This window comes from Enterococcus pallens ATCC BAA-351, from assembly GCF_000407485.1.
GTDB lineage: Bacteria > Bacillota > Bacilli > Lactobacillales > Enterococcaceae > Enterococcus_A > Enterococcus_A pallens.
In genome coordinates this window covers 1-23045 of sequence record NZ_ASWD01000001.1, presented here as the reverse complement: position 1 = coordinate 23045, position 23045 = coordinate 1, and the positions used below count along the sequence as shown (strand labels likewise).

The following is a 23045-nucleotide window of genomic DNA, read 5'->3' as shown; positions in this document are numbered from 1 at the left end:
TCGAAATAATGCTATCTGATAAACTAACTTTAGCACTTAACCTTAACATCAAGTCAACAGGAAATCTCATCTTTTTTTCCTTCTAGCGAAAAACAAAAAAACTCACAAACCAGAATTTTAAGGTTTGTGAGTACGATGTTATTATGCTGTCCAATCAGGAAGCCGTTTTTCTGCTTCCTGAAATTTGCCGTTTTCATAATCTTCAATTTTACAATCTAAACGCTTAATCGTCTCACCAATCTCGTTGTATTTGGCTACCAATTGATTCCGTTCTTCCTGCAATAATTTTTTCCGTTCCTCCAGTGTAGGATCTCCTTGCTGATACAATGAGGTGTATTCGATCAATGATTCGACTGAAAGCCCCGCACTTCTCATACATTTAATAAATTCTATCCAATTTAAGTCTTCTTGCTGGAAATCTCTTACCCCGCCATTTTTTCTTGTTACCGGAGGAATAAGACCTACCCGTTCGTAATATCTCAAAGTGACCGCTGTGACGTTCATCAGTTTTGCTGCTTCTGAAATATTCATTTTATCACCTCAAACTCTTTCTCTAAATGTAGTATAGCATGTTTCCAAATCACGAACTATGTTCATCAACAGTATTAATCATCCTTCTGCCTTATACAATTCTATCCCTTTCAACAATCGATTCATTCCATCTTTTACACGAGTTAGATTGGTTGCATAATTTAAGCGAATAAAAGCTTGGCCATTTGAGCCAAAAACTTCCCCGGATGTTAGATATAGCCCAGTTTTTTCACGAATAAACTGACATAATTTTGCTGCATCTTTAGCTAACTTTGAACAATCGATCCATGCTAAATAGGTAGCATGGCTTTCTATCAAGCGTAATTCAGGTAAATGTTCGTTGATAAAACTTTCAATATATAATCGATTCTCATACAAGTAGCGGTTTAATTCTTGCAGCCATCCTTCGCCACTTTCAAAGGCAGCAATAGCTGCTTGAATAGCAAAGCTGTTTGGCTCTGCCACTTCGTCGGTATTTATTCCACGTTCAACCAATTTTCGAAGTTTTTCATTTTTTACTACGATCGCTGAAGTCTGTAACCCAGCAATATTAAAGGCTTTCGTAGGCGCGCAGCACATAATAAGCTTTTCTGAAATGGTATCAGAAACAGCTAAAAATGGGGTATAGTGTTCTGAGGGAAAAGTAAGATCACAATGAATCTCATCACTAATAATTAGGACATCGTGTTTTACACATAATTCTCCAACCTTCTCAAGAGTCTTTTTGTCCCAAATCTTCCCAATCGGGTTGTGAGGATTACAAAAGATTAGCATTGACGTGTTAACGTCCGACAGTTTTTCTTCAAGATCAAGATAATCGATTTCGTAATTTCCTTGAGTATATACCAAATCACTAGAGAGTACTTTTCGATGATTGTTTACAATTGAATTATAAAATATATTGTAAACTGGTGACAAAACGACAATATTGTCTCCTACCCTAGTCAGCTTTCTTACTATAGAAGAAATAGCTGGAACTACTCCCGTACAATAGAGTATCCATTCTTCGTCTAACATTAAATCATGTCTCTTTTTCCACCAAGTCGTGATTGAACGATTGAACTCTTGGGGAACTACATTGTAGCCAAAAATTCCATGCTGCGTTCGAAGCTTTAAGGCTTCTATGATAGCAGGAGCCGTTTTAAAATCCATATCCGCCACCCACATTGGTAATTCGTCTTCAGACACCTCCCATTTATAGGAGTAGGATTCAAATCGATTGGTTTCTTGATCAAAAATACTCATGTTAACGCCTCTCTATTCTCTGTTTATTTTATTCATAAGTAAGCACTATTGTTACCATTTTGAAGGTCTATCGAGTCGGCAATTATTTTCATTACCGAGGCATTACTTATTCCTTGCTCATTCAACACTACCAGCTAATTTAGTACTTCGTGCCCGCATTTTTAAACCACGGTATCCATTCATCAGTAATTTATTTTGAATATACTCTGTCTTCAGCATGAAAGGATTGACTAAATTCAGGCTCAACTGAAAGCAAATTATATTCTTTTTGAATCAGTTGTTTTTTCCCGCTTATTAAGTTAGGTTCAATCCTATCTACAAACTTAATGGCAAACTTCACGTTACTAAGCTTTTTTTCATCCAAAATTTCCTGCATAGCCATACGAAACTCTGAGCGAATCCTATCGTGGTCAGCGCCAAGGGCTGATTCTACCAAAATCGTAAAGCTGCGATTGCTATCCTGAACAAACTGATAATCAAGCATAGCTTCAATACAAAAGCCTTCAATTGCCAGCGGATGAATAAAATCTTCAATGCCATCAGACTTCTCGAACCACAGCAAGTCCTCATTTCTACTCAAAAGAATTTCCGCTTTTGAAAAGCCCTGATCAACTTTTTTTAGTGTCAGCTGATCAGTAATTTTATATCGAATTAACGGTTGCGTATAATTATATAGGGAGGTTAAATACATCTCTCCATCTTGAACTTCAATATAATTTAAGTCGTCAAATAGATACATGCCATCGGATTCATCTGTTTCAACCCCCAATGCAAGTGATTCACTAGCTCCATAAATATTGATAATTTTTGCACAAAATACCTCTGAAAAATATCGTCTTAAATTGATATTTAGTGGTTCACCACAGGAAATCACTCTTGAAACATTGACTTGAGTTTCTCCTTTTGCTACAAGATCTGCTACTATTTTTATGGCGGAAGGATATCCTATGATTACATTCGGTTTAAAAGCTTCAATTTCCCTAATCCATTCACTTAATGGTGTTTTGATATCTAAAAAAAGTTGTTTTCCTTTTAGAGATTTTACGCCACCACTCACAGCCATTGCACCTCCATAACGCCCGTCAGTAGCAGCTATATAAGCAATTTTGGGCCCTTTAAGCAGAAGACGAATAATTTCCAGCTCGCTCATATCCCATAAAGCTGCTCGGATAATCCCTATAAGCATCTGATTCCAAGCATTCTCATCGTAGACAAAGTACATTGGTTTCCCCGTACTTCCTGAAGAATGAACAAGATGATAGTTGTCCTGATACTTTTTATCTTTCCTCAATTCTAAGCCATCAAACGCTCTAAGTGAATCCATCGACAGATCGTTACTGGTAACAATATCATCGAAATTTTTCAGGAATTCTTCTTTATTTAATTTAGGAAAATCAGAAATTGGTTTGGTGAATAGATTCCGATCATATATGCCAGCTTGTTGAAAGACTCTTCGATAGTAAGCAGAATAATGATAGGCATAATTCGCAATTTCTCTAAACTTTTGCTCTTGCATTTGTTGCAGCTCAATTTTTGTTCGATGAATGTTTTTTCTTGATTTTCTTAAAGAGCTAACTATCTCAAAATAGTTCATTCCAGCACCTCTTAATTATTTTTATACTTCTATGTTATGCCCCATTTGTGATAGATTTGTGTACAAATATTCAGTTGTTGGTTAATTATTAAAAACAGATACGTTAGATATACTCAAATATGATATACTCTCCCGTGAACATAAAAGTAATCTAATCATTAATATATGAGGTGCAAAATGTTGATCAAAAAATTCAGGAAGATACTCAGTGGTTATTTAAAAAGCAAACTTTTATTGCGCCTATGGGCTGGCAACATGATTTTAGTTGTGCTGGTAATTGCCTTTCTTTGGGTCGTTCAAATAAAGCTTTTTGAACCAAATTACTTGAATGCTACGATGGAAGATATGTACGTAAGAGTACAGGAAAATGCATATCAAGTAGGAAAAATTCCAAATATAGACGCTGTTAGAAATGATAACCCCCTGCACTTCTTGAGTAAGACTGTTGTAGGCCTGGTTATGCTGGTAGATTCAGAAGGGCATGTTTTATACGCCTACAATAGCGGGCGGCTGGCCGATACCCAAAACTTAGAAGCTGACTATTCATGGCTTCTCAAAAATTATCAAGTTGCCCAAACTGGAGAAACCTTCAAGGATATTCAACCCTTTGTAGATACAACGGCTATTGCGATGGCAATACCAACAACCTATCAAGAGAAACCAGCTTCAATCATGTTATATAATGTACTGACGCAAATTGATACAATGCTCTCAATAAATCGACACCAATTGTTTATTCTAAGTATCCTTTTAACTTTAGTGGCTTCACTCATTTCATTCATTTTGGCAAAACATTTTTCTAAGCCTATCTTGAAGATTGAAGAAACCGTAGCAGATTTAACCCGCGGTAATTTCTCAGCCACTCCAGACATTCACCGAAACGATGAATTGGGTAGATTATCTGATTCAGTAGCACAATTAGGTATGGAGCTGCAACGGCTAGAAATCCTTAGAAAAGAAGTGATTGCTAACGTTTCCCATGAATTACGTTCTCCTCTTGCTCTCATTACTGGGTATGCTGAAATGATCAGAGACGTTACTGGGGATGATCGTACTACACGAAAAAAGAACTTAGATCTTGTAATACGTGAATCTAATAGAATGAGCACCATGGTTGATGACATCATGGATTATTCTCAGCTGCAGGCAGGCTATTCAAAACTCAATATCGATCAAATAAACTTATATAGCCTAGTCGAATCAGCTTCTGAATATGGAAAAGGTATCGCTGCACAGTACGATATTGCTGTCGAATTACAAAGCTTCTCCACTGAAATTGTTGCAGAAATCGATGGCTTAAAAATTGGACAAGTCATGCGTAACCTGTTAAACAATGCCATTAATCATACGAAAAATTTGCAAACAATCCTGGTAACAATTACCTACGATAAAGAAGGCGTCAAAGTTTCAATCGCCAACCCTGGCGACCCAATTCCGCCGGATCAATTAAATCAAATATGGGAAAGATACCAACGAGTCCAGCATCAAGGTGGCCATAAAGAAGGAACGGGGATCGGTCTTGCCATTGTCAGTACGATTTTGAATGCCCATGCTATTCCTTATGGTGCCGAATCACAGGATGGTGAAACTATTTTCTGGTTTATGATCCCCAAAGCCAGAATCACTCTGAAGAAATTATCCGGTTAAGTAGCTGAGTGCTTTTTTTAGGTAATTTTTGATAAAGACGAGAGGCGATTCCAAATAGAAATCGCCTTCGGCTAGTTAAAAATCCTTATTCATTTGTAATTTATACATATCTGCGTAAATTCCCCCCAGAGCAAGTAAGTCTTCATGATTCCCCCTTTCGACGATGACTCCCTTATCTAAAACAAGTATTTTATCTGCCTGCTTGATGGTGGATAATCTATGAGCAATCGCAACTGTCGTTCGCCCTTCCTGCATCTTTAGTAACCCTGCTTGAATCAGTTGTTCTGTTTCAGAATCTATCGTAGCAGTAGCTTCGTCTAATACTAAAATCTTCGGCTGAGTGACAATGGTACGTGCAAAAGAAATTAGCTGTTTTTGTCCGCTAGACAACCCTGCGCCGCCTTCCAGAACTTTTGTCTGATAGCCGTTGCTCAAATTTTTAATAAATTGATCTATTTGTACAAACTTTGCAGCTGCTAGAACCTCTTGATCCGATATAGACTGGTTAAACAAGCGAATATTTTCTTCAATCGTGCCATAGAACATAAATGCGTCCTGTAAAACAAGTCCAATTTTTCCTTGCAGCTCCTTACGTGGAAAGCTTCTGATGTCTTGGTCATCGATCAAAATCGTGCCTTCTTGAAATTCATAAAAGCGCATCAGCAGATTGATTATTGAGCTTTTCCCACTTCCCGTATGACCGACTACTGCAATTGTTTCACCTGGATTGACTGTAAAAGAGATATCATTTAATACTGGATGTTGGCCGTCATAAGAAAATGTAACATTCCGAAATTCAATCTTGCCCTTTTTAATTTCCCTCTCTTCTGTAACCTGCTGCTTTGGTTCCGATTCTTGACTATCCAAAATAGCAAATATTCGACTTCCAGCCACGATCCCATCCGAAAAGGTACTAAGAAAGTCCATCATTTGGGTCATTGGGCTAAAGAAGGCCTGAATATAACTGGTGAATACAAACACGAGTCCGATTTCGATGGGATCAAAGCTGGCCTTGAAACCGAAAAAGGCTAGTGAAGCTGCGACCGCAACCGTATACAGCAGATTAATAATCGGTCCTAATAAAATTGAATTGATCTTAATCATTGCTAAACGCGTCTCTAAATACGCGTCATTTACAGCTTCAAATTCATTGATTAAACGTGTCTCCTGTTTGAATTGCTGAACGATCTGCATACCGGAAATCGTTTCGTTTAATTTTGTATTTAACTGACTAAGCCGTTCCCTCATCCTTCGAAAAATTTTTGAACTGAATTTCTGATAGTAGGCAATGATCAAAAGCAACAGTGGCAGATAGATCAGATTCGTCAAGGCGATTTGCTGGTCAATTTGAAACATGGCTAAAAAGGACGAGAGGATGGCGAACACACCTGTTAACAACATTAAGAATACTTGCCAAAATTCAAAAAGTGTTTCAGTATCGTTTGTCACACGCGAGACAATTGAGCCTGCTGGAACTCGGTCAAAATAGCTCATTCCTTGTGTATGCAGCTTTTCGAACAGTCTAATTCGGATATGCTGATACGTTTTCAAAGATGCATAATTATATAGATAGCTTTGAAAAAACCAAACAATTGCCTTGATTAGTGTGCCAATAAAATACAGAACTGAGAAAAAAAGCAAGACATTCAGCGTAGCGGTGTTTGTTTTCAGATGATTGTCGATAAACACTTGAAGTATCCGAGGCAATAACACATTGATAATTGCCAAAATTAAAGCAAAGACAATTGCCGAAAAAAACATCCGTTGAAATGGTTTGGCAAAATTAAACAAACGCTTTATGACCGCCCATTGCTCCTTTAAGGGTATTTCGGTGTCTTTATTAGTCTCCAAGTAAATCCTCTCCTTCAACCTTCGCTTCCAATTGTTGGCGATCCCACATCTTTTTATACCAGCCATTTTTTTCTAGCAGTTGCCCGTGCTTTCCACGTTCGATGATTTCCCCCTCATCTAAGACAATGATTTCGTCGGCGTGCATGACGCTGCTTAGTCGATGAGCGGCTATGATTGTGCTGCCACTTTTACGGTGCCTTTTAATGTTTTGCAGAATGGCCGCTTCTGTCTTTGCATCCACTGCGGATAACGCGTCATCCAAAATCAATAGCTGTGGATCAAGAACCAAGGCACGAGCGATCGAGATTCTTTGTTTTTGCCCTCCTGAAAGAGAAACACCTCGCTCACCCACCAGCGTGTCATACCCCAAAGGCAAGTCCTCGATATCTGAATGGATCGCTGCTAAAGTGGCGGCTTTTTCGACTATTTCCTGAGAGAAGGAAGGATTGGCAAATCGAATATTCTCTCGAATGGAAAGAGAAAAAAGAAAGTGGGCTTGAGGAACATAGCCAATAGCATCAAATAGGGACTGCAGGGCATATCTTCTTATATCAATACCACCAAACATTATTTGGCCGTCGTAATTGTCAGCTTCTCTCATTAAAAGTCTGAGTAAGGTCGTCTTTCCAGCTCCCGTCCTTCCAACAATTCCCAAGGTTTCACCCTCAAAAATATGGAATTTAATATCCGTTAAAACAGCAGCAGCTTCACCGCTATAACGGAACTTATGGATATCAAAATCAATGTCTCCAGCAGCTGCGGTCTTGATAGCCTGTGGATGTTCAAGAATTGTTGTTTCCTTTTTCAAAAGTGAAGCCACCCTGTCATAGCTGGCATTCCCTCGCTCTAACACATTAAATAAACGTCCAATAGCAAACATTGGCCAAATGAGCATTCCAATGTAACTGATAAAAGAAATCAACTGGCCAATAGTCAATGTCTGTCTTAAAATGAACGACCCTCCGACGATAATAGTAATCATATAAGAGAGCCCGACAATCACTGTAATCAATGGATCAAACATCGCATCAAGAAAATTAACCCGTTTATTCTTTTGAATCGCCTGTTGAATTTTTTCAGTAAAATCCTGACTATCCTCTTTTTCTTGGCCAAAGGTTTTAATTACCTTGATTCCTGTAATGCTTTCTTGTGTCTTGTCATTAATAGTTGAAAAAGCTTTTTGTGATTCAGTAAAGGCATCATGCAGCTGATCACCTAAAACCTTCGAGCCCCAAGCAAGTAAAGGCAGCGGCAGCAAAGCAAGCAGCGTTAACCGCCAATCTACAAATACAATCATTGCAATGATCGTCGCACCACCTGTAATAAAAGAATCCGCAAACGTCAAAATGCCTAGACCAGCTACATTTTGAATCGCTGTGAGATCATTCGTCGCGTGAGCCATTAAATCTCCTGTTCGGTGCTCCTGATAAAACAGACGATCCATTTTAGTAAAATGATTAAACAAGCGTTGGCGCAATGTTTTTTCTAAAAGCGCAGCCCCACCCCAGATATTCATACGCCAAATGTAACGGAATAGATATTGACCTACTCCGGTCATCAAAAGGATAAATGTCCAGAAAAAAATGGTTTGCGTTCGAATGTTTGGTTGATTGATTTCGTCAATAACTATGCCAATTATTCGTGGTGGAAATACCTGAAGTATTGCTACGAGGACAAGACCTAATATGCCTAGCAAATAACGCTTCTTTTCTTTTAGAAAAAACCAGTTTAATTTTTGAAAAATCGACATTCTATAGCTCCGTTCTTAAAAAAAGCCCGAACCAACAAGGACGAGCTTTCGTTCTTAATCATCAATTGATTTGCTGTTTTTGTTCATGTTGAAAGAATTCAAATTTGTACCCCACTCCCCAAACAGTGCTAATCAGCCGACGATAGCTTCCCAGGCTATCTCTCAATGATTTGATATGCGTATCCACGGTCCGACTATCGCCAAAATAATTGTAGCCCCAAACATTTTTCAATATCGTATCGCGATCTAAGACTAGCTGATTGTTTTTCGCCAAATAAATCAGCAGATCAAATTCCTTTGGAGTCAGACTGACCTTTTTATTATCAATACGGACAGAATGAGCCTTTTCTTTGATCTCCAGCGCTCCAAAAGTGATATTCGTATCTTCAAGTCCGCTGGTACGTTTCAAGACAGCTTTCACTCGGGCCATCAGCTCTTTTGGACTAAAGGGCTTTGCCACATAATCATCTGCACCAAGATTAAAGCCAAAAAGCTTATCATACTCTTCTTTTCTAGCAGTTAACATGATGACTGGGCACTCGGTTAGTTCTCGTATTTCTGCCAATGTTTCAAATCCATCTTTTCCTGGCATCATGACATCCAGGATGATGATCGTGTAATTTGTTTGCGTAATTTCCTGAATCGTTTGCGTACAGTTTTCTGCTTCCCTACAGCTAAAATCTTCTAATTCAGCATAGGTTCTCACTAATGTTCGTAAATGTTTGTCGTCATCCACGATCAACATTTTTTTCATTGACGTCCCCCTTCTCCTTAATTCATCCAGCTATCCGACCAGTTCAAAGGTGACAACTACTCCACGACGTCCTAATGCTTGAGCTAAACCGCTGGGATCATCGACTCTAGCAATCCTGCTGTAAGAGTAGCTGGTAGAAAAGCTTTTATAGAACAGAACTAAACAGTCGGTTCCATACAACATCAAATCCCCATTTTGAATCGCCCCGATACGCTCTGTATTTGTAGGAAGCTTTTCTGACAGATAAAAGAATTTTTCATTTCCGTTGAGTTCGTCCATGTCTAGTGTCATAGGCAATTTGTCTTTAAAAGCCCTTGAAGTCGCATTGTCAATAAATGTTGCATGGAACTTTTCATTTCCTACTTTTATGGATAAGTTAGTCATCGTTTCGTTTTCCTCACTTTCAAGATGTTGGGCTGATGAACTTGTTTGATTGAGAGAGTCTTGGTTTGTTGACGATGTATATGCTTCACTTGTCGAAGAAGCTGTTTCGTTTAAACTACTCAACGAACAGCCGCTTAAAATAAAAGAAAGCAGTAAAATTGGAATATACTTTTTCAAATTAGAATCTCCCTTCAAAAAATAGTGAAACAAATGCTCCCATTCTATTCATTTGGAATCTTACGGTCATAATTGACTTTGTAACGCAACCAAACACCGCCATGATCGCGTTTTTCTACATGCTCCAAGTCAAAAGCAACAGGAATATCTTTCGTCAGACCTTCTTTTGTTTGAAACATAGCATGTGTCTCTGCTGAACCGTCTGCAAAAGGAGCGATCAACATGCTGATCTCATCACAGAATCCCGCTTGAATAAACGACCAATTCAGCACACCGCCTCCACCAAGCATCAATGTTTCAATCCCAAATTCTTGTTTGAGTTTCTTTAAAAGTAGCGCAGCATCCAGCTGCTCAGTACCAGCAATAATATAGGAGATGTTCAATTTTCTTAGCATTGCTTTATATGCATTGCTAGTTTTTTCGGTCAAGACTTCGATAATGTGGGCAGGTGTGTCACGATATTGGATTGAATTCTTCTCCCAGCCCAGCTTTCCTGATAAATCGATCGAAACATAATACTTAGAAAGCTCTGTCTCAGCAATAAAATCTCCTGCCGGTACCAAAGGAGCGTTTTCGTCTAATTGAGGCGTTTTGCCTTTCGTAAATCCTGCCTCAGAAGTTGCACGACCAGATAACCAGCCATCTAGTTGATAATAAGCATGTTCGCCAAAAGCAATCTGGTAAAAATCTAACGCATTGTCTCCTCTTTCCAAAAATTTCTTGTGTGTACCATCGATCTTTCCGTCAACGGAAGTAATCATATGGCAAAAAATATAGGGTCTGTTCATTTTATTCTCCTCTTTTCTATCATTTTCATTAGTGGATGAAATTAGCCTTCGATAAGCTTGAATAAACTGGCCAGTGATACTGCATCTCCTAACTGGTCAATTGCAAGAGCAATAAACATTGACGATTTTGTTTAGCAAAAGATTGTATTTTCGGCTTTTACTAATCCAGTTGCTTCATCTAGGATAGCCAGACCAGGCTGTTCACAAAGTCACAGGACAGATAGTTATCTCTTTCCAAGCAGCTTCTATTCAATCAGATCGCAGACGTTCCATTTGTCTACTCCATTATCGATACCTCCTGGCAAGGGCTCCAGTCCTGTAAAAGAACAGAGTAAGATACGCTAACATGTCCAAACGAAGTAGGTATGATTGCGGCTAAATCGCTTAGACCTTCATTAAGATTGATGTCCATGATTTAGGTTGGGTCTTACTCCTTTTCTTTTACTTACACTCAGTATAGAACTTAATGTTTAGGTTAAGGCAAGATGTTTTATTACTTTTTTATGGGAATACTCACAAATCTATTTTACAATCTATAGTCTGTCGTAAAAGAAGAGGCCTTTCATTAAGTTTTTCTAGCTTCTGTTGACGACAGAACAATGAATAATTGTAAAATTTAATCAGTTTCTTTTTCATATATCTATCACCTTCGAAAAAATTCTAGCTGAAACCATTGACAGAAGAATACTTGCTTTGGCATGAATCTCTTTATGGTGAACTTCTTTAAATAGAAAGCTAATTGATAAACGATTAATTGTACCCATTCTAACGAGAAAGAATGGGTGCTTTTTTTACGTCCAACTGATAATCCGAGGGAATATATCATTTAATTCTCGTTATTTTAAATGCGATTGTCGAATTTCTACTTTTTATAAAACAGGTAAAGTCGGCTTTAAATCAAGCTTTATCACCTATTTAACGAAAAATAGCAATGTTTCCAAAACACCCCCAATGTTTCCAACTTGGCAAACAAGAATGTTGATTTAATCGCACAGTACTTTTTACCTTTGGAAACATTGCCCCCTTTTGGGAAACATTGCTGTTTTGTTTTTTTATTCCTATGTTTTATTGTTTAGTCACCGGCCGGAACAAAAAAATTATTCCACAGGAGGAAAGAAAATTGATTCAACAATTAGGCACAAAATTACAAGTACAAATCGAACAGGAAGGTAAAGACAAACAAAAGAAAGTGAACTTTAGCAACATCATCACTAACCCAGCCGAAGCCGACATCACTAAATTAGGTGAAGTCATGGCTGACTTAGCTGGCGACGGCAGCAGCTTAGACAGTGTCATTGTCACTAACCAAACTCGTGTTACTAAATACTAATCAAGGAGGAACCTATGCCAGAAACAAAATTGCTTGTCCGCTTCAAAACCGAAGCCGATAAAGACCAGACCTGGAGGTATAACGAACCAGATACTACCAAGACTCCAGCGGAAATCAAAGCAAATTTAGAAGAACTAACCACTCTGAACCTATTCAAGAAAGACGGCATTCGCCAGTTTTTCTCAGTTGAAAGTGCAGAGTTTGTCACTACCTTAGAAACACCACTATTTTAATTACAATTATGCCCCGCGGTTTTCTTAACCGCGGGAGCTAAAGGAGGAAACCACCAATGACCGAACAGCCTTTCACTCAATACCAGCTGTTTCATTTAAAAAGAAAAACACTTGAAGAACAAATCTTCCATTTTTACCAAGAAACTCGTGATAGCTCAGTAACAATCCAACTATTGTTAGCCATGAAAGTTCGCCATATGCTAGGCGAAACCGATTTTGAATTGTTCCTGCAGGACTTGGTGAAACATCTATTTGCCAACAACAAAATCACTCGTGCGTTGCGCCGCTACTTCTATTTCTTTAAAGAATATTTCACTGACAGAGAGTGGAAGATCCTGTCAGCTCGATGTTTCCCACCTGAACATGTCACTACTGATTTAATGTCCGTCGTACCGTCAACTGTTGTCGCACCTGAATTTACTACACTAGAAAGTTCCTGAGAGAACAAATAAAGGAGAGAAAAAAACTATGTTAAAACTAGCAGCCGTATTTGAAAACGCCGCAGGCAAAAACCACAGCTGGAGCTTTAATGATCCAGATCCAAACAAAAGCCCAGAGGATATCAAGTCAGCCTTGGATGCTATGACCACGATACATCTATTTGAAAAAGATGGTATTCGTCAATTTTGCAAAGTCGTATCAGCGAAATTTGTTGAAACTATCGAAACACCGCTTTTTGATCTATCGAAACCAACACCAGAAGCTTATGTCGCTGATCCCAACAATATCTTTGCAGCACATATTATTTCTGAAGAAGCACCTCAAGTCTCTGAAAAGCCAGTTGTAGATGAAGTAAAAGAAGTTGCAGGTAAAGAAAAATCAGCGATTCCACCAAAAGCTGCTCCAGTACCACAAAAATTAAATTCGATCGAAAAGAAACCGACGGTAGCACCTTCTTCTTTGAAAACTCATGTAGCAAACCCTGAATCACTAACAGCTGTTGTTGAGCAAGCCAAGAAGAATTCTATGATGCCAAGCACATCCGCCCAACAACTAGAAGCATTAACCGCTGATTCTGAGTCGTCGAAATCGGATAGCCCCACGGTCCAGAAACCGTTGAATTCGCGAAAAGCTCAAGTAGATCGAATTCGAGCCTATCATGAGGCCCAGAAGAAAAAGAAAAAAGGTAAAAAGAAAAAACGCTAGCTTGATTTCCCACCCTACCCTTGTGGTACGTAAAGGGGGTGATACCTGGTGCGAGACGTTCTAGTCAAAAGATAGCCTAATAAGTTATCAGGGAGACTAGCAGTTCACTCGTTGGCTTTGCCAAATCAAGAACTGAACTTTATTGATAAGATACTGGAATGATGGAGTAACGCCCTGAAACGTATCCTCTAATATGCCCTAACCTTTTATCGTAACGTATACGGTAAAGGCAACCATAGCTGGGTAACATATGCATGAAAGTAAACCGAAACAATTTAGCTGTCGAAAGCCAAAAGAATTAATAAATCTAATGGAACTGGACGATTAATGTATGGAGTCAATAAAATATGGTGAGAATGATGTAAACATCTGACGAACTTGCGAATGTACGCTTCGTAACACTCAAGGGTTAGAAATAGCTCTCGTGCTTAAAAGGCACTTTGCCAGAGGAATGAACACATCAGGCAGTAAGTAATCTCCTCACATGATAACTGGTCGTGGAGCTGGCAACGGAGTATAGTGAGCACCTAAGTTTTATTAAAGATAGTCAATAAGGAACGTCGGAAGCGGGTAACGTTCTTTCTCTTAACAGAAAAGATACGACGGTATAAGTTGAATAGAAAATTCTTGAATATAACTATTCTTAATATCCGATGAAAGTAGTGGCACGACCGTTGACAACTCTTGTAATGAGAGAATGAGGAACAGCCACAAGTGTTTAAGAAAATGAAAACAATTATTTTCATTCTATTTTATCAATGTTCGAGTATGACAAAAAGTCCACTCAAATCATACATTGTACGAAAGAGGTGGAGATATTGAAAATTGAGGAAACGGCTCTAAAAGATAAAAAGCTAAGAAATAATGAATATTATGGCGTTCAAAGTATTTATGATGACTTATACCAACGAGGGTTTAAAAACCAAAAATTTCATTCTTTGATGAAATTGATCATGAGTAAGGAAAATCTTCTACTCGCTTATCGGAACATTAAAAGAAATAAAGGAAGCTTTACTCCTTCTTGTGACTTTAAAACAATCCGAGACATTGGAAATCTTAGTGAACCCCAATATCTTGAAAAGATGAAAAGAAAGCTGGAAAACTACAACCCCTCTGTGGTAAGAAGAAAAGAAATCCCCAAACCCAACGGGAAAATGCGACCGTTGGGTATTCCAAGTATTTGGGACAGATTAATACAGCAGAGTATACTTCAGGTGTTAGAACCTATTGCGGAAGCCCATTTCTCTGAGCGCAGTTATGGTTTTAGACCGAATCGTAGCGCAGAAAATGCGATAGCAGAGTGTGCTACACAAGTCAACGTCGCTCAACGATTCTATGTCGTGGACATAGATATTAAAGGCTTTTTTGATGAGGTCAACCATTCAAAATTAATGAAACAACTATGGTCAATGGGAATACGTGATAAGTCGCTTTTAGTTATTATTAGGAAAATACTCAAAGCTCCATTAAAACTGGAAAATGGCGATATTATTCACCCTGACAAGGGCACTCCACAAGGCGGAATTCTATCACCTTTGCTTGCCAATATCAATTTAAATGAGTTCGACAAATGGATTGAAAGTCAGTGGGATGAATTTCCAAGTCATAAAGTATATTCTAGAAAATCAAGTAAACTATCTGCATTGAACAACACGAAGCTTAAGCGGATGCATCTTGTGAGGTACGCGGATGATTTCAAGATATTCACCAATAATCGTTCAAGCGCTGAGAAAATTTTCCAATCCACTCAAAAATGGTTAAAAACGAGGTTAAGACTTTCAATCTCAGAAGAAAAATCAAAAATAACGAATCTCAAACGAAACTCTTCCGAGTTTCTCGGCTTTGAAATAAAGGCGGTTAAAAAAAGGCGGAAACATATTGCCCGTACTCGAATGAGCCAAAAAGCGATTGAGAAGACTTATCGAGAGCTGAATCAACAAATTAAAAAAATACAAAAAAGCCCTCAATCCTCAAAAACATTACAGGAAATCTACCGATACAATTCGATAGTAATTGGGAAACATAACTATTATAGGATAGCCACTCAAGTCTTTCGTTGTCTAAGAGATATGCAATACCCACTTGTTACCAAAATGTATAACAGATTCCCAAAAGCAACCAATAGCGATGGAAAAATCATTAACACCAATGGATTCACAAGACATGGGAAATACTCAGGTAAAGACAAAGGGTTACGTCCTTATCTAAAGTCCAAAAATATTAACTATTTAATGAAATACCCGATAATCTCTATTTCATGTGTGAAGACAAAAAAAGCCATGGCGAAAGAAAAAGTCGTAAATAAATATACTTCTGAGGGTAGAAACAAAATTCATAAAAGCCTTCAAAACGTATCAGAAGTCGAGTTGCGCTGGTTGAGAAATCATCCTATTAAGGGAGAACGTGGAACCGTGGAACTCAATGACAACAGAATTGCTTTATATATTTCCCAAAAGGGAAAATGTAGTGTTACAGGTAACCTACTTAAAGATAATGAGTGGCATTGTCATCACAAAGTTCTCTGGAGCAGAACACGGGACGATTCATATAATAATTTGACGCTGGTTCTTAAAGAAGTACATCAGATCATTCATGCCAATCAGATTTTGACAATACAACGCCTAATAACAAAATTAAACTTAGACAAAACTCAGCTAGAAAAAGTCAATCAACTGAGAATTTTAGCAGAAAAAAAAGCTATTAAAATATAATAACTTTAAAAAATAATAATAATAATAACTCAATTTTAGAATGCTAATAATGATTAACTTAAACATGGAACGCCGTATGAGGTGAAAGTCTCACGTACGGTGTGGAGCGGGGGAAAGCCCAAAAGATAATCCTCTAATGGACACTTAGTAGGCTACCTATCGCAATACTTAGCAGTGTTTCTGGCGGTGGCTGCACTTCTCAGAAAGGAGTGATGCTTTATGTTCATCCTAGGAAAGGGACTTCCGCCATGACTGTGTATCAGGCGTTGACATTGGCAATTGCCTTTGCCACCTTGATCATCACCATTGATCGACACCACAAGAAATAAGCACTACTCTCACAGTCGCCGTCTTAAACGATGCTCGTTGAGGTGCCAGCGCGCGGTGCCTCTTGTTTGAGTAGAGCTCTGATACATAGTTGGGTGGTTTTAGTGTTTGCCTGCGTCCATTGAAAATTAAATAGTAAAAACCACCAGAAAAGCAGTCAAACTTTTCTGGTGGTGGTACATAAATGAGCTTTATCCAATCGCTTAACTGGAAGCTATGTTCTAAATTCTTTTATCAACCAGCTTAAAACATCGATTGAACAGTTTCAATTACGAAGGCAGCCGCATTGATAAAATAGCTGTAGCCTTCTACTAGAATTCGATAGTATTTAATTCCGTTGTTGGAAACAAATTCCTGGTTCACTGTGAACACGCTATCCTTTAATCCTAATGATGAGACTGTGCCGGTGTATGGTGGAATAGCCGCATCTCCATCAGTCTTCAATAAGTCATACACGTTATAATTGTTTACCAAGGAAATGGTGTGATTCACGCTGTTGATCTTGTCCAAATAGTTCCCTACAAAATCCAGACTTACATTCGCATACTTGTCCAAATCACTCTCTTGCTCAAAGTCTGAAGAGGTTGGCAGAGCCTGGAAAGCATTTGAGTGCAAAATGTATTGTTTGCCATCAATGGTCATCATATAGTAAACTCGACCATTTTCAGTTTGGATACGTTTGGAAACAGTCTGAACTGTCCCAACTAAGTTCGCTTGCTGGGTAGAGCCTATGACTTTAGAAGTCAATTTGTTGTTCTCATAGCTGACTAAACTTAGGTTTGCATTTTTCACAATTTTTAATTGTCGCTCAACATCATTGATACTGGTCACAGTATTTTCTGCATAGTCAATATAAGAACCATCGAAATTACCTGGACTATCCTTTAGATAAATATAGCGAACTTCTTGTTGAGCGGCTGTATACTTCCCGCTAGTATTTCCTTCTACTTTTACTAAGGTATATCCAGGAATGGTTTTAGCAGTCGTCGTATACTCTTCATCAATCTCACCTAAAGTTGATGCTTCGTCAGCAAGCGGATTTCCTTCGGTGTCCAAATAATAACTGACTACAGGTTGCGCCTCTACCTTTGGTTCATAAATATAAATAAATCGATCACTGATTGTCCCACCAGAAACACTAATTTGATCCCCGATCTTTACACGCATGTCATAAGGTGAAGTTCTAAACCAAACATAGTCAGCAGAAACATACCCCTCTACTTCAGGTGCTTCTGGAATAGTGTACATCGTTTCACTTAGAACCGGATTAGGATCGAACTTAGGTAAAGTTTCCACTACATCACTAGGAAGTCCCTGATAGGAAATCTGTACGTTAAATAGTAATGGTTCAAAGTTATAACGAAGATGTTTTTGTAACTCTTCAGTATTCGGGTTGCCTAAAAACATCTCATCATAAATTCTATCTCCAGGAGAATAGACCTCGCCTTTAAACGTAATATTAATAAATTTCCAGCCTACGTCAAATTTCCGAGTATCAGAAAGTTCAAGATAGCCTTGCGTATGGTTTGTTGTACAATATCCAGCATCATTTGGTGGAATATCACTATTGTACCTAAAATTCTTATTGTGAACGGTATCCCACCAAAAAGTTTCTGTGGTGATAGAAGAGATCATTTCGTAGTCAGCATCCTTTTTACTTACCTGATTGTCATCAATCACCTCCGCTTCACTACTATCGGTTGTAGCGGATTCCGTGTTTTCTTGAGTAGCTTGAGAGGCGATTACCTCTTCAGATTCACTAACCGTGGTACTTTTCGAATTGAATGTTTCTTCTGTGGTACTGCTGCTTTGCCCTGTGCCAACTGCATTTACTACAATCGGACTAGTGGAAAACAGCAAAATCATTAGTAAAAGCAACCCCTTTGAAACGTATTCCTTTTTGTTTTTCATTTAGCACACTCTCCTTTTCTTCATTTTAACCGACAGAGTGTTGAAAAAAGGAGGATGTCCCATAAATGGGAAGATAAATAGGTTAGCTTGAAAGCATCTGAGCATTCCCTGCCCTCGCTCGATCAATTTCATTTTTATGACCGCATTCAACTGCTAATGCTACAAATAAATTCCCAATATTGAGACGTTGTAATCTCAGCTTAAGGTGTTATGAGATAATAATTTCAGAGTGTCAAATCTATATTTAACAGGAAAAGAAGGGAGCAAATTCATAAAAATGGGTCGTAAAGAAATACGCAAAAAGCTGCAAGCAGAGCAAAAAGAAGCAAGAAAGCAACAAAGAAAAAATAGTAGTAAAAATTGGATGTATGCCACCTTAACAGCGGCTGGGGGCGTAATGGGGGTAACCGGTGTTGCGTCAGGAGTTCATGCTGCTGAAACTACTCCGCAAGCAAATGCTGGGATGGAAGTAGATACTGCTAAAGTGCTTGCCAATAAGGAAACCACTACTATTCCAGCGGGGTCTACTGCAGAATCAACAAGCTCTACCATTAATTCTACTAGTAATTCAGTTACTGAATCGGCTAGTTCATCTACAACGAACTCGACTAGTGCGTCTTTAACTGAATCAGCGAGTCAGTCTGCTTCTGGCACTCCTAGTCAATCTAATAGTGGGTCAGCTAGCAACTCTACCACTGAATCGACTAGCGGTTCAACTACTGAGTCATTCAGCATGAGCTTAAGTGCTTCTACTTCCATAAGTGAAAGCACCAGCAATGTGAATTCAACAATTTTGAGTGAATACAACAGTGAAAGTGGTTCAGAAAGTGCCTCAATGTCTTATAGCGAGAGTACTTCAGGTCTCTCCTCTGTATCTGCCAGCGAGAGCACAAGTAACTTGAACTCAGAAATATTAAGTGATTACTGGAGTGAAAGTACCTCTTCCTCCATCCTAGACTCTACTTCTATTTCAAATAGCACAAGCATGAGTGAAATAGCATCCAACTCAGCAAGTGAAAGTAGATCATTGGCTTTATCTGTATCAAATAGTTCTTCCAACAACAACCGGACAAACGGAACGGGCAATACTCGATCCACTGGTTCAGCAGCTCGTACTAGCGCCGCTAAATCAGGAGGTTCAGGCAGCTCAGCTAAGACATTACCTAAAACTGGTGAAGATGATCACTTAAACTCTCAACTCTCACTTCTAGGTATGGCTACTGTACTGACAGCCACCACTCTTTTCCATCATTTGGAGAAAAAGAAGAACCTGAAATAAGCTATCCGTTGAACGACTAAACAATGTTTAGTCGTTTTTTTCTTGCCTAAAATGATCTCGGCACCACATACTTATGGATAAAATCGATGATCAGCTCTCAGGCAGTACTTATGCTTCAATGTTCCAAATCTGAAACATTGTGTTTCTTGAGAAACGTAGCATGGTAAGCTACTACATACAAAAGAAGGGAGCGTTTACAAAATGAAAAAAGTTCTAAGTGTCTTTCTAATTGCTTTGTTTGCATTATTCACCCTTAAGTCCACGACAGCATTTGCCTCGGCCATATCCCCAAATCTTCTTAATGATACCTTTGAGGAAGAGTATTCTCTCACTCCTCCAAGTTCCAATTTAAAAATCAAACCCATTTATACTCCAGTTTGGGTCAGTCCTTCCATGCCAACAATTGACTACTTTTATGATGCATTACCAGAGAATGGCGTTTTTGCTCATAAAGGTGATGGGACTCCTTTAAGAATGATAGGTATTGGTGGCGGAACTGCTGATAATAACTGGAACAATCCTGGTGTTTATACTGTGAATGTAACTCTGAATACTTCTGACTATGAAAATCCTGAAATAATCCAAACTGTTCTTCCGGTGATCATTGAAGACCCGAATGCTGATTTCAAAATCAAACCTATTTATACTCCTGTTTGGATTAGTTCTGCCATGCCTACAATTGATTACTTTTATTATGCTCTACCTGAAAATGGTATTTTTGCTCATAAAAGTGACGGGACTCCTCTCTATTTAGGAAGTATTGGTGGCGGGACTGCTGATAATAACTGGAACAAGCCTGGTGTTTATACTGTGAATGTAACTCTGAACGATCCTAGCAACGAAAATTCTGAGTTAATTGAAACTATTCTTCCAGTAATCATTGAAGCTCCGTAAAATCAGCTCTTGGTTTAGTGCTGCATTCTAATTTGCCTTTGTGTCATTGTGATTCTTTTTCTATTCTCTGGTATAAGAAACCAAAGCATGGAAAAAAGCGCAATGACTTTTTTTAACCAGTAATTACTAGTTTTTATAAAAACCACATCAAACATTTATTAAAAGTGCTTATCCCAAAGGCTATTCATGCTTATTTACCATCTGCCAGCATACCTCTAAGAACTTGTACCCGACTTTTCAGCTTTCCATTTGTCTGTTTCAGTTCATATAACCCATATCGTAATGACATCGTTGCATTTGCTTTGAACTTTCCGCCTTGTAAACTACCGATTCCTAATTGTTCGATTAGCTCCTCTTTTTCCTTTAGCTCATGATTGTATTGATTCGTTATTTTTATGTATTGCTCTTTTAGAATGTTCCGTTCTGTTTCAAGCTTTTCTCTTACTTGCTTGAACTGTTGAAGACTATGATTAAACGATTGTTCTGTTCGACTATTCAATACCTGCTGCTGCTTATTTTGCTCTGCTAGTTTATTTAGTTGCTTTTTATAGCTTTCGATCTCTAATTGATAATCTACTAACTGTTGGCATAAATCGATTTCCTTCATATTATATGTTTCAATTATTTCTGCTTCACGTTCTTCAAAGGTTTGCTGCAGCTGTGCAAATTCTTTCTCTTTATCTTCCATGCGTTCCTTAAGCTGTGTATAGCTTTCCTCTGTTATGTCATCAATAAAGTCCTTTGCTAGTCTCACTATAAAAGAGTTACTCACGTGTTTCTCTCTCCTGCTCAATCTTTTCTTCCTCCACTTTCTGCTCTAATAAAACATACATTTCAATGAATAAGAAAAAATCCAAAGGAAAATTAATTCCTTTGGATAAACAATTCAATTGTTTTTTGTGTGTCTGAAAAGGACTGTTGATTGATTAAAGCTTATTGTTCCTGTTGACTATCATTTTTCTTTTTCAGAAGAGCAATAGCTGCTAGGGCTGATGCCAAACCAACAAATGACAATCCTTTACTTTGAAGACCATTTTCTCCAGTTTGTGGAAGAGTTTTACCACTGCCACTTGCTGAAGTGCCTGTACCAGAAGATCTTGTTCCACCAGATGCAGCAGAACCAGTTGAAGCAGTTCTAGCCGTTCCTGTTTGGGTACTTGGTGTTGTTTGAGATCCCTTGGTGCTTGGAAGTTCAGAACGTCCTGTGCTTCCATAATTAGATAAACTCATGCTCGCGCTATTGGACGCTGACGTACTTCTTGAAGAACTTGTACTTGCACTCATACTTGCACTGTCAGATCTTGAATCACTTACTGACGTACTCATACTTGTACTTTCGCTAGAACTAATCGAAGTACTTCCACTGTAGCTAGTTGATTCACTTCGGTCACTTGCACTGATCGATGTGCTCAAGCTTGTACTTTCACTAATGCTTGCTGACGTGCTTCCACTGTAGCTTGCTGATTCACTTGCACTGTCACTATTACTAATGCTTGTGCTGTCTGATCTTGAATCACTCACTGACGTACTTGTGCTTGTACTTTCACTGATGCTTAGTGACGTACTTCCGCTGTAGCTTGCTGATTCGCTGCGTTCACTTGCACTGATCGATGTGCTTAGACTTGTGCTCTCACTATTACTAATGCTTGTACTGATTGAGCTTGAGTCACTTAATGACGTGCTGGTGCTTGTGCTTTCGCTATTGCTTAGTGACGTACTTCCACTGTAGCTTGCTGATTCACTTGCACTGTCACTGTTACTAATGCTGGTGCTAATTGAACTTGAATCACTTAGTGACGTACTTGTACTTGTACTTTCACTGATGCTTAGTGACGTACTTCCACTATAGCTTGCTGATTCGCTTGCACTATCACTATTACTAATGCTTGTGCTGATTGAGCTTGAATCACTTAGTGACGTGCTCAGACTTGTGCTTTCGCTATTGCTTACACTTGTACTGTCTGATCTTGAATCACTCATTGACGTACTTGTACTTGTACTTTCACTGATACTTAGCGACGTACTTCCGCTGTAGCTTGCTGATTCACTACGTTCACTTGCACTGATCGATGTGCTTAGACTCGCACTGTCACTGTTACTAATACTTGTGCTGATTGAACTTGAATCACTTAGTGACGTGCTTAGGCTTGTGCTTTCGCTATCACTAATGCTAGTACTATCGGACCTTGAATCACTGATTGATGTGCTTGTACTTGTACTGTCACTTGTACTTACCGATGAGCTTCCACTATAGCTTGCGGATTCGCTCGCACTGTCTGAAATCGATGTGCTTGTTGATTCACTGATCGATGTGCTTAGACTTGCACTGTCACTGTTACTAATGCTCGTGCTGATTGAGCTTGAGTCACTTAGTGATGTGCTTGTGCTTGTGCTGTCGCTTGTACTTACTGACGTACTTCCACTGTAGCTTGCGGATTCACTTGCTGATTCACTCGCACTGTCTGAAATCGATGTGCTGATTGATTCGCTGAT

General features: G+C 38.7%; 19 protein-coding genes and 1 pseudogene. 9 read left to right on the top strand and 11 right to left on the bottom strand.

The annotated features are described in order from the left end of the window. Positions 1-141 precede the first annotated feature (141 nt). From I588_RS00100 to I588_RS00090, 3 genes are all read right to left on the bottom strand, one after another. Entirely contained in the window at positions 142-531 is a 390-nt protein-coding gene (locus I588_RS00100) for a MerR family transcriptional regulator (RefSeq protein WP_010756882.1), read from the bottom strand. A 78-nt stretch (positions 532-609) separates the two neighbouring features. Continuing rightward, complete coding sequence (locus I588_RS00095; protein ID WP_010756881.1) at positions 610-1776, bottom strand: MalY/PatB family protein; 1167 nt, start codon at positions 1774-1776, stop codon at positions 610-612. Between the two features lie 190 nt (positions 1777-1966). Further along, entirely contained in the window at positions 1967-3370 is a 1404-nt protein-coding gene (locus I588_RS00090) for a phenylacetate--CoA ligase family protein (RefSeq protein WP_010756880.1), read from the bottom strand. 177 nt (positions 3371-3547) lie between these two features. On the opposite strand from I588_RS00090, the gene I588_RS00085 reads away from it, so the two are divergent. Then, positions 3548-5017, top strand: coding sequence for a sensor histidine kinase (locus I588_RS00085; protein ID WP_010756879.1), 1470 nt, complete (start codon positions 3548-3550; stop codon positions 5015-5017). Between the two features lie 75 nt (positions 5018-5092). Here the strand turns inward: I588_RS00085 and I588_RS00080 are convergent, their stop codons facing one another. The 5 genes from I588_RS00080 to I588_RS00060 form a co-directional block, all read right to left on the bottom strand. Then, entirely contained in the window at positions 5093-6868 is a 1776-nt protein-coding gene (locus I588_RS00080; protein WP_010756878.1) for an ABC transporter ATP-binding protein, read from the bottom strand. After that, positions 6858-8618: an ABC transporter ATP-binding protein gene (locus I588_RS00075; RefSeq protein WP_010756877.1), complete on the bottom strand. Its 1761-nt coding sequence runs from the start codon at positions 8616-8618 to the stop codon at positions 6858-6860. Before I588_RS00075 ends, I588_RS00080 begins: the two co-directional genes overlap by 11 nt. A 61-nt stretch (positions 8619-8679) precedes the next feature. Next, positions 8680-9372: a response regulator transcription factor gene (locus I588_RS00070; protein WP_010756876.1), complete on the bottom strand. Its 693-nt coding sequence runs from the start codon at positions 9370-9372 to the stop codon at positions 8680-8682. A 30-nt stretch (positions 9373-9402) separates the two neighbouring features. After that, positions 9403-9933: a cyclophilin-like fold protein gene (locus tag I588_RS00065; RefSeq protein ID WP_010756875.1), complete on the bottom strand. Its 531-nt coding sequence runs from the start codon at positions 9931-9933 to the stop codon at positions 9403-9405. A 44-nt stretch (positions 9934-9977) separates the two neighbouring features. Further along, entirely contained in the window at positions 9978-10721 is a 744-nt protein-coding gene (locus tag I588_RS00060; RefSeq protein ID WP_010756874.1) for a dihydrofolate reductase family protein, read from the bottom strand. Positions 10722-11841: 1120 nt separating this feature from the next. On the opposite strand from I588_RS00060, the gene I588_RS00055 reads away from it, so the two are divergent. The 6 genes from I588_RS00055 to I588_RS27775 all read left to right on the top strand — a co-directional run bounded on the left by I588_RS00055 (position 11842) and on the right by I588_RS27775 (position 16470). Further along, the gene (locus I588_RS00055; RefSeq protein WP_010756873.1) at positions 11842-12051 is read left to right on the top strand and encodes a DUF1659 domain-containing protein; all 210 of its coding nucleotides are present in this window, start codon (positions 11842-11844) and stop codon (positions 12049-12051) included. Between the two features lie 14 nt (positions 12052-12065). Continuing rightward, on the top strand, positions 12066-12284 hold the full coding sequence (locus tag I588_RS00050; RefSeq protein ID WP_010756872.1) for a DUF2922 family protein: 219 nt from the start codon (positions 12066-12068) through the stop codon (positions 12282-12284). A gap of 56 nt (positions 12285-12340) precedes the next feature. Next, positions 12341-12724, top strand: coding sequence for a hypothetical protein (locus I588_RS00045; RefSeq protein WP_010756871.1), 384 nt, complete (start codon positions 12341-12343; stop codon positions 12722-12724). 28 nt (positions 12725-12752) lie between these two features. Beyond that, entirely contained in the window at positions 12753-13430 is a 678-nt protein-coding gene (locus I588_RS26665; RefSeq protein ID WP_010756870.1) for a DUF2922 domain-containing protein, read from the top strand. A gap of 818 nt (positions 13431-14248) precedes the next feature. After that, the gene (gene ltrA / locus I588_RS00035; protein ID WP_010756869.1) at positions 14249-16141 is read left to right on the top strand and encodes a group II intron reverse transcriptase/maturase; all 1893 of its coding nucleotides are present in this window, start codon (positions 14249-14251) and stop codon (positions 16139-16141) included. A 212-nt stretch (positions 16142-16353) separates the two neighbouring features. Next, positions 16354-16470, top strand: a complete 117-nt coding sequence (locus I588_RS27775) for a putative holin-like toxin (protein WP_245569583.1) — start codon at positions 16354-16356, stop codon at positions 16468-16470. A 241-nt stretch (positions 16471-16711) separates the two neighbouring features. Here the strand turns inward: I588_RS27775 and I588_RS00030 are convergent, their stop codons facing one another. Beyond that, positions 16712-18379, bottom strand: a complete 1668-nt coding sequence (locus I588_RS00030; RefSeq protein ID WP_010756868.1) for a MucBP domain-containing protein — start codon at positions 18377-18379, stop codon at positions 16712-16714. A 277-nt stretch (positions 18380-18656) separates the two neighbouring features. On the opposite strand from I588_RS00030, the gene I588_RS00025 reads away from it, so the two are divergent. Both I588_RS00025 and I588_RS26270 read left to right on the top strand, forming a co-directional pair. Further along, complete coding sequence (locus I588_RS00025) at positions 18657-19658, top strand: hypothetical protein (RefSeq protein WP_010756867.1); 1002 nt, start codon at positions 18657-18659, stop codon at positions 19656-19658. A gap of 201 nt (positions 19659-19859) precedes the next feature. After that, on the top strand, positions 19860-20552 hold the full coding sequence (locus I588_RS26270) for a hypothetical protein (RefSeq protein WP_010756866.1): 693 nt from the start codon (positions 19860-19862) through the stop codon (positions 20550-20552). A gap of 190 nt (positions 20553-20742) precedes the next feature. Here I588_RS26270 and I588_RS00010 read toward each other — a convergent pair whose 3' ends face one another. Together I588_RS00010 and I588_RS27140 are read right to left on the bottom strand one after the other, a co-directional pair. Next, positions 20743-21324 carry a hypothetical protein gene (locus I588_RS00010; RefSeq protein WP_010756865.1) on the bottom strand — a complete coding sequence of 194 codons (582 nt, stop codon included), beginning with the start codon at positions 21322-21324 and terminating at the stop codon, positions 20743-20745. A gap of 161 nt (positions 21325-21485) precedes the next feature. Further along, positions 21486-23045: pseudogene (locus I588_RS27140) on the bottom strand (hypothetical protein); the annotation flags it as partial.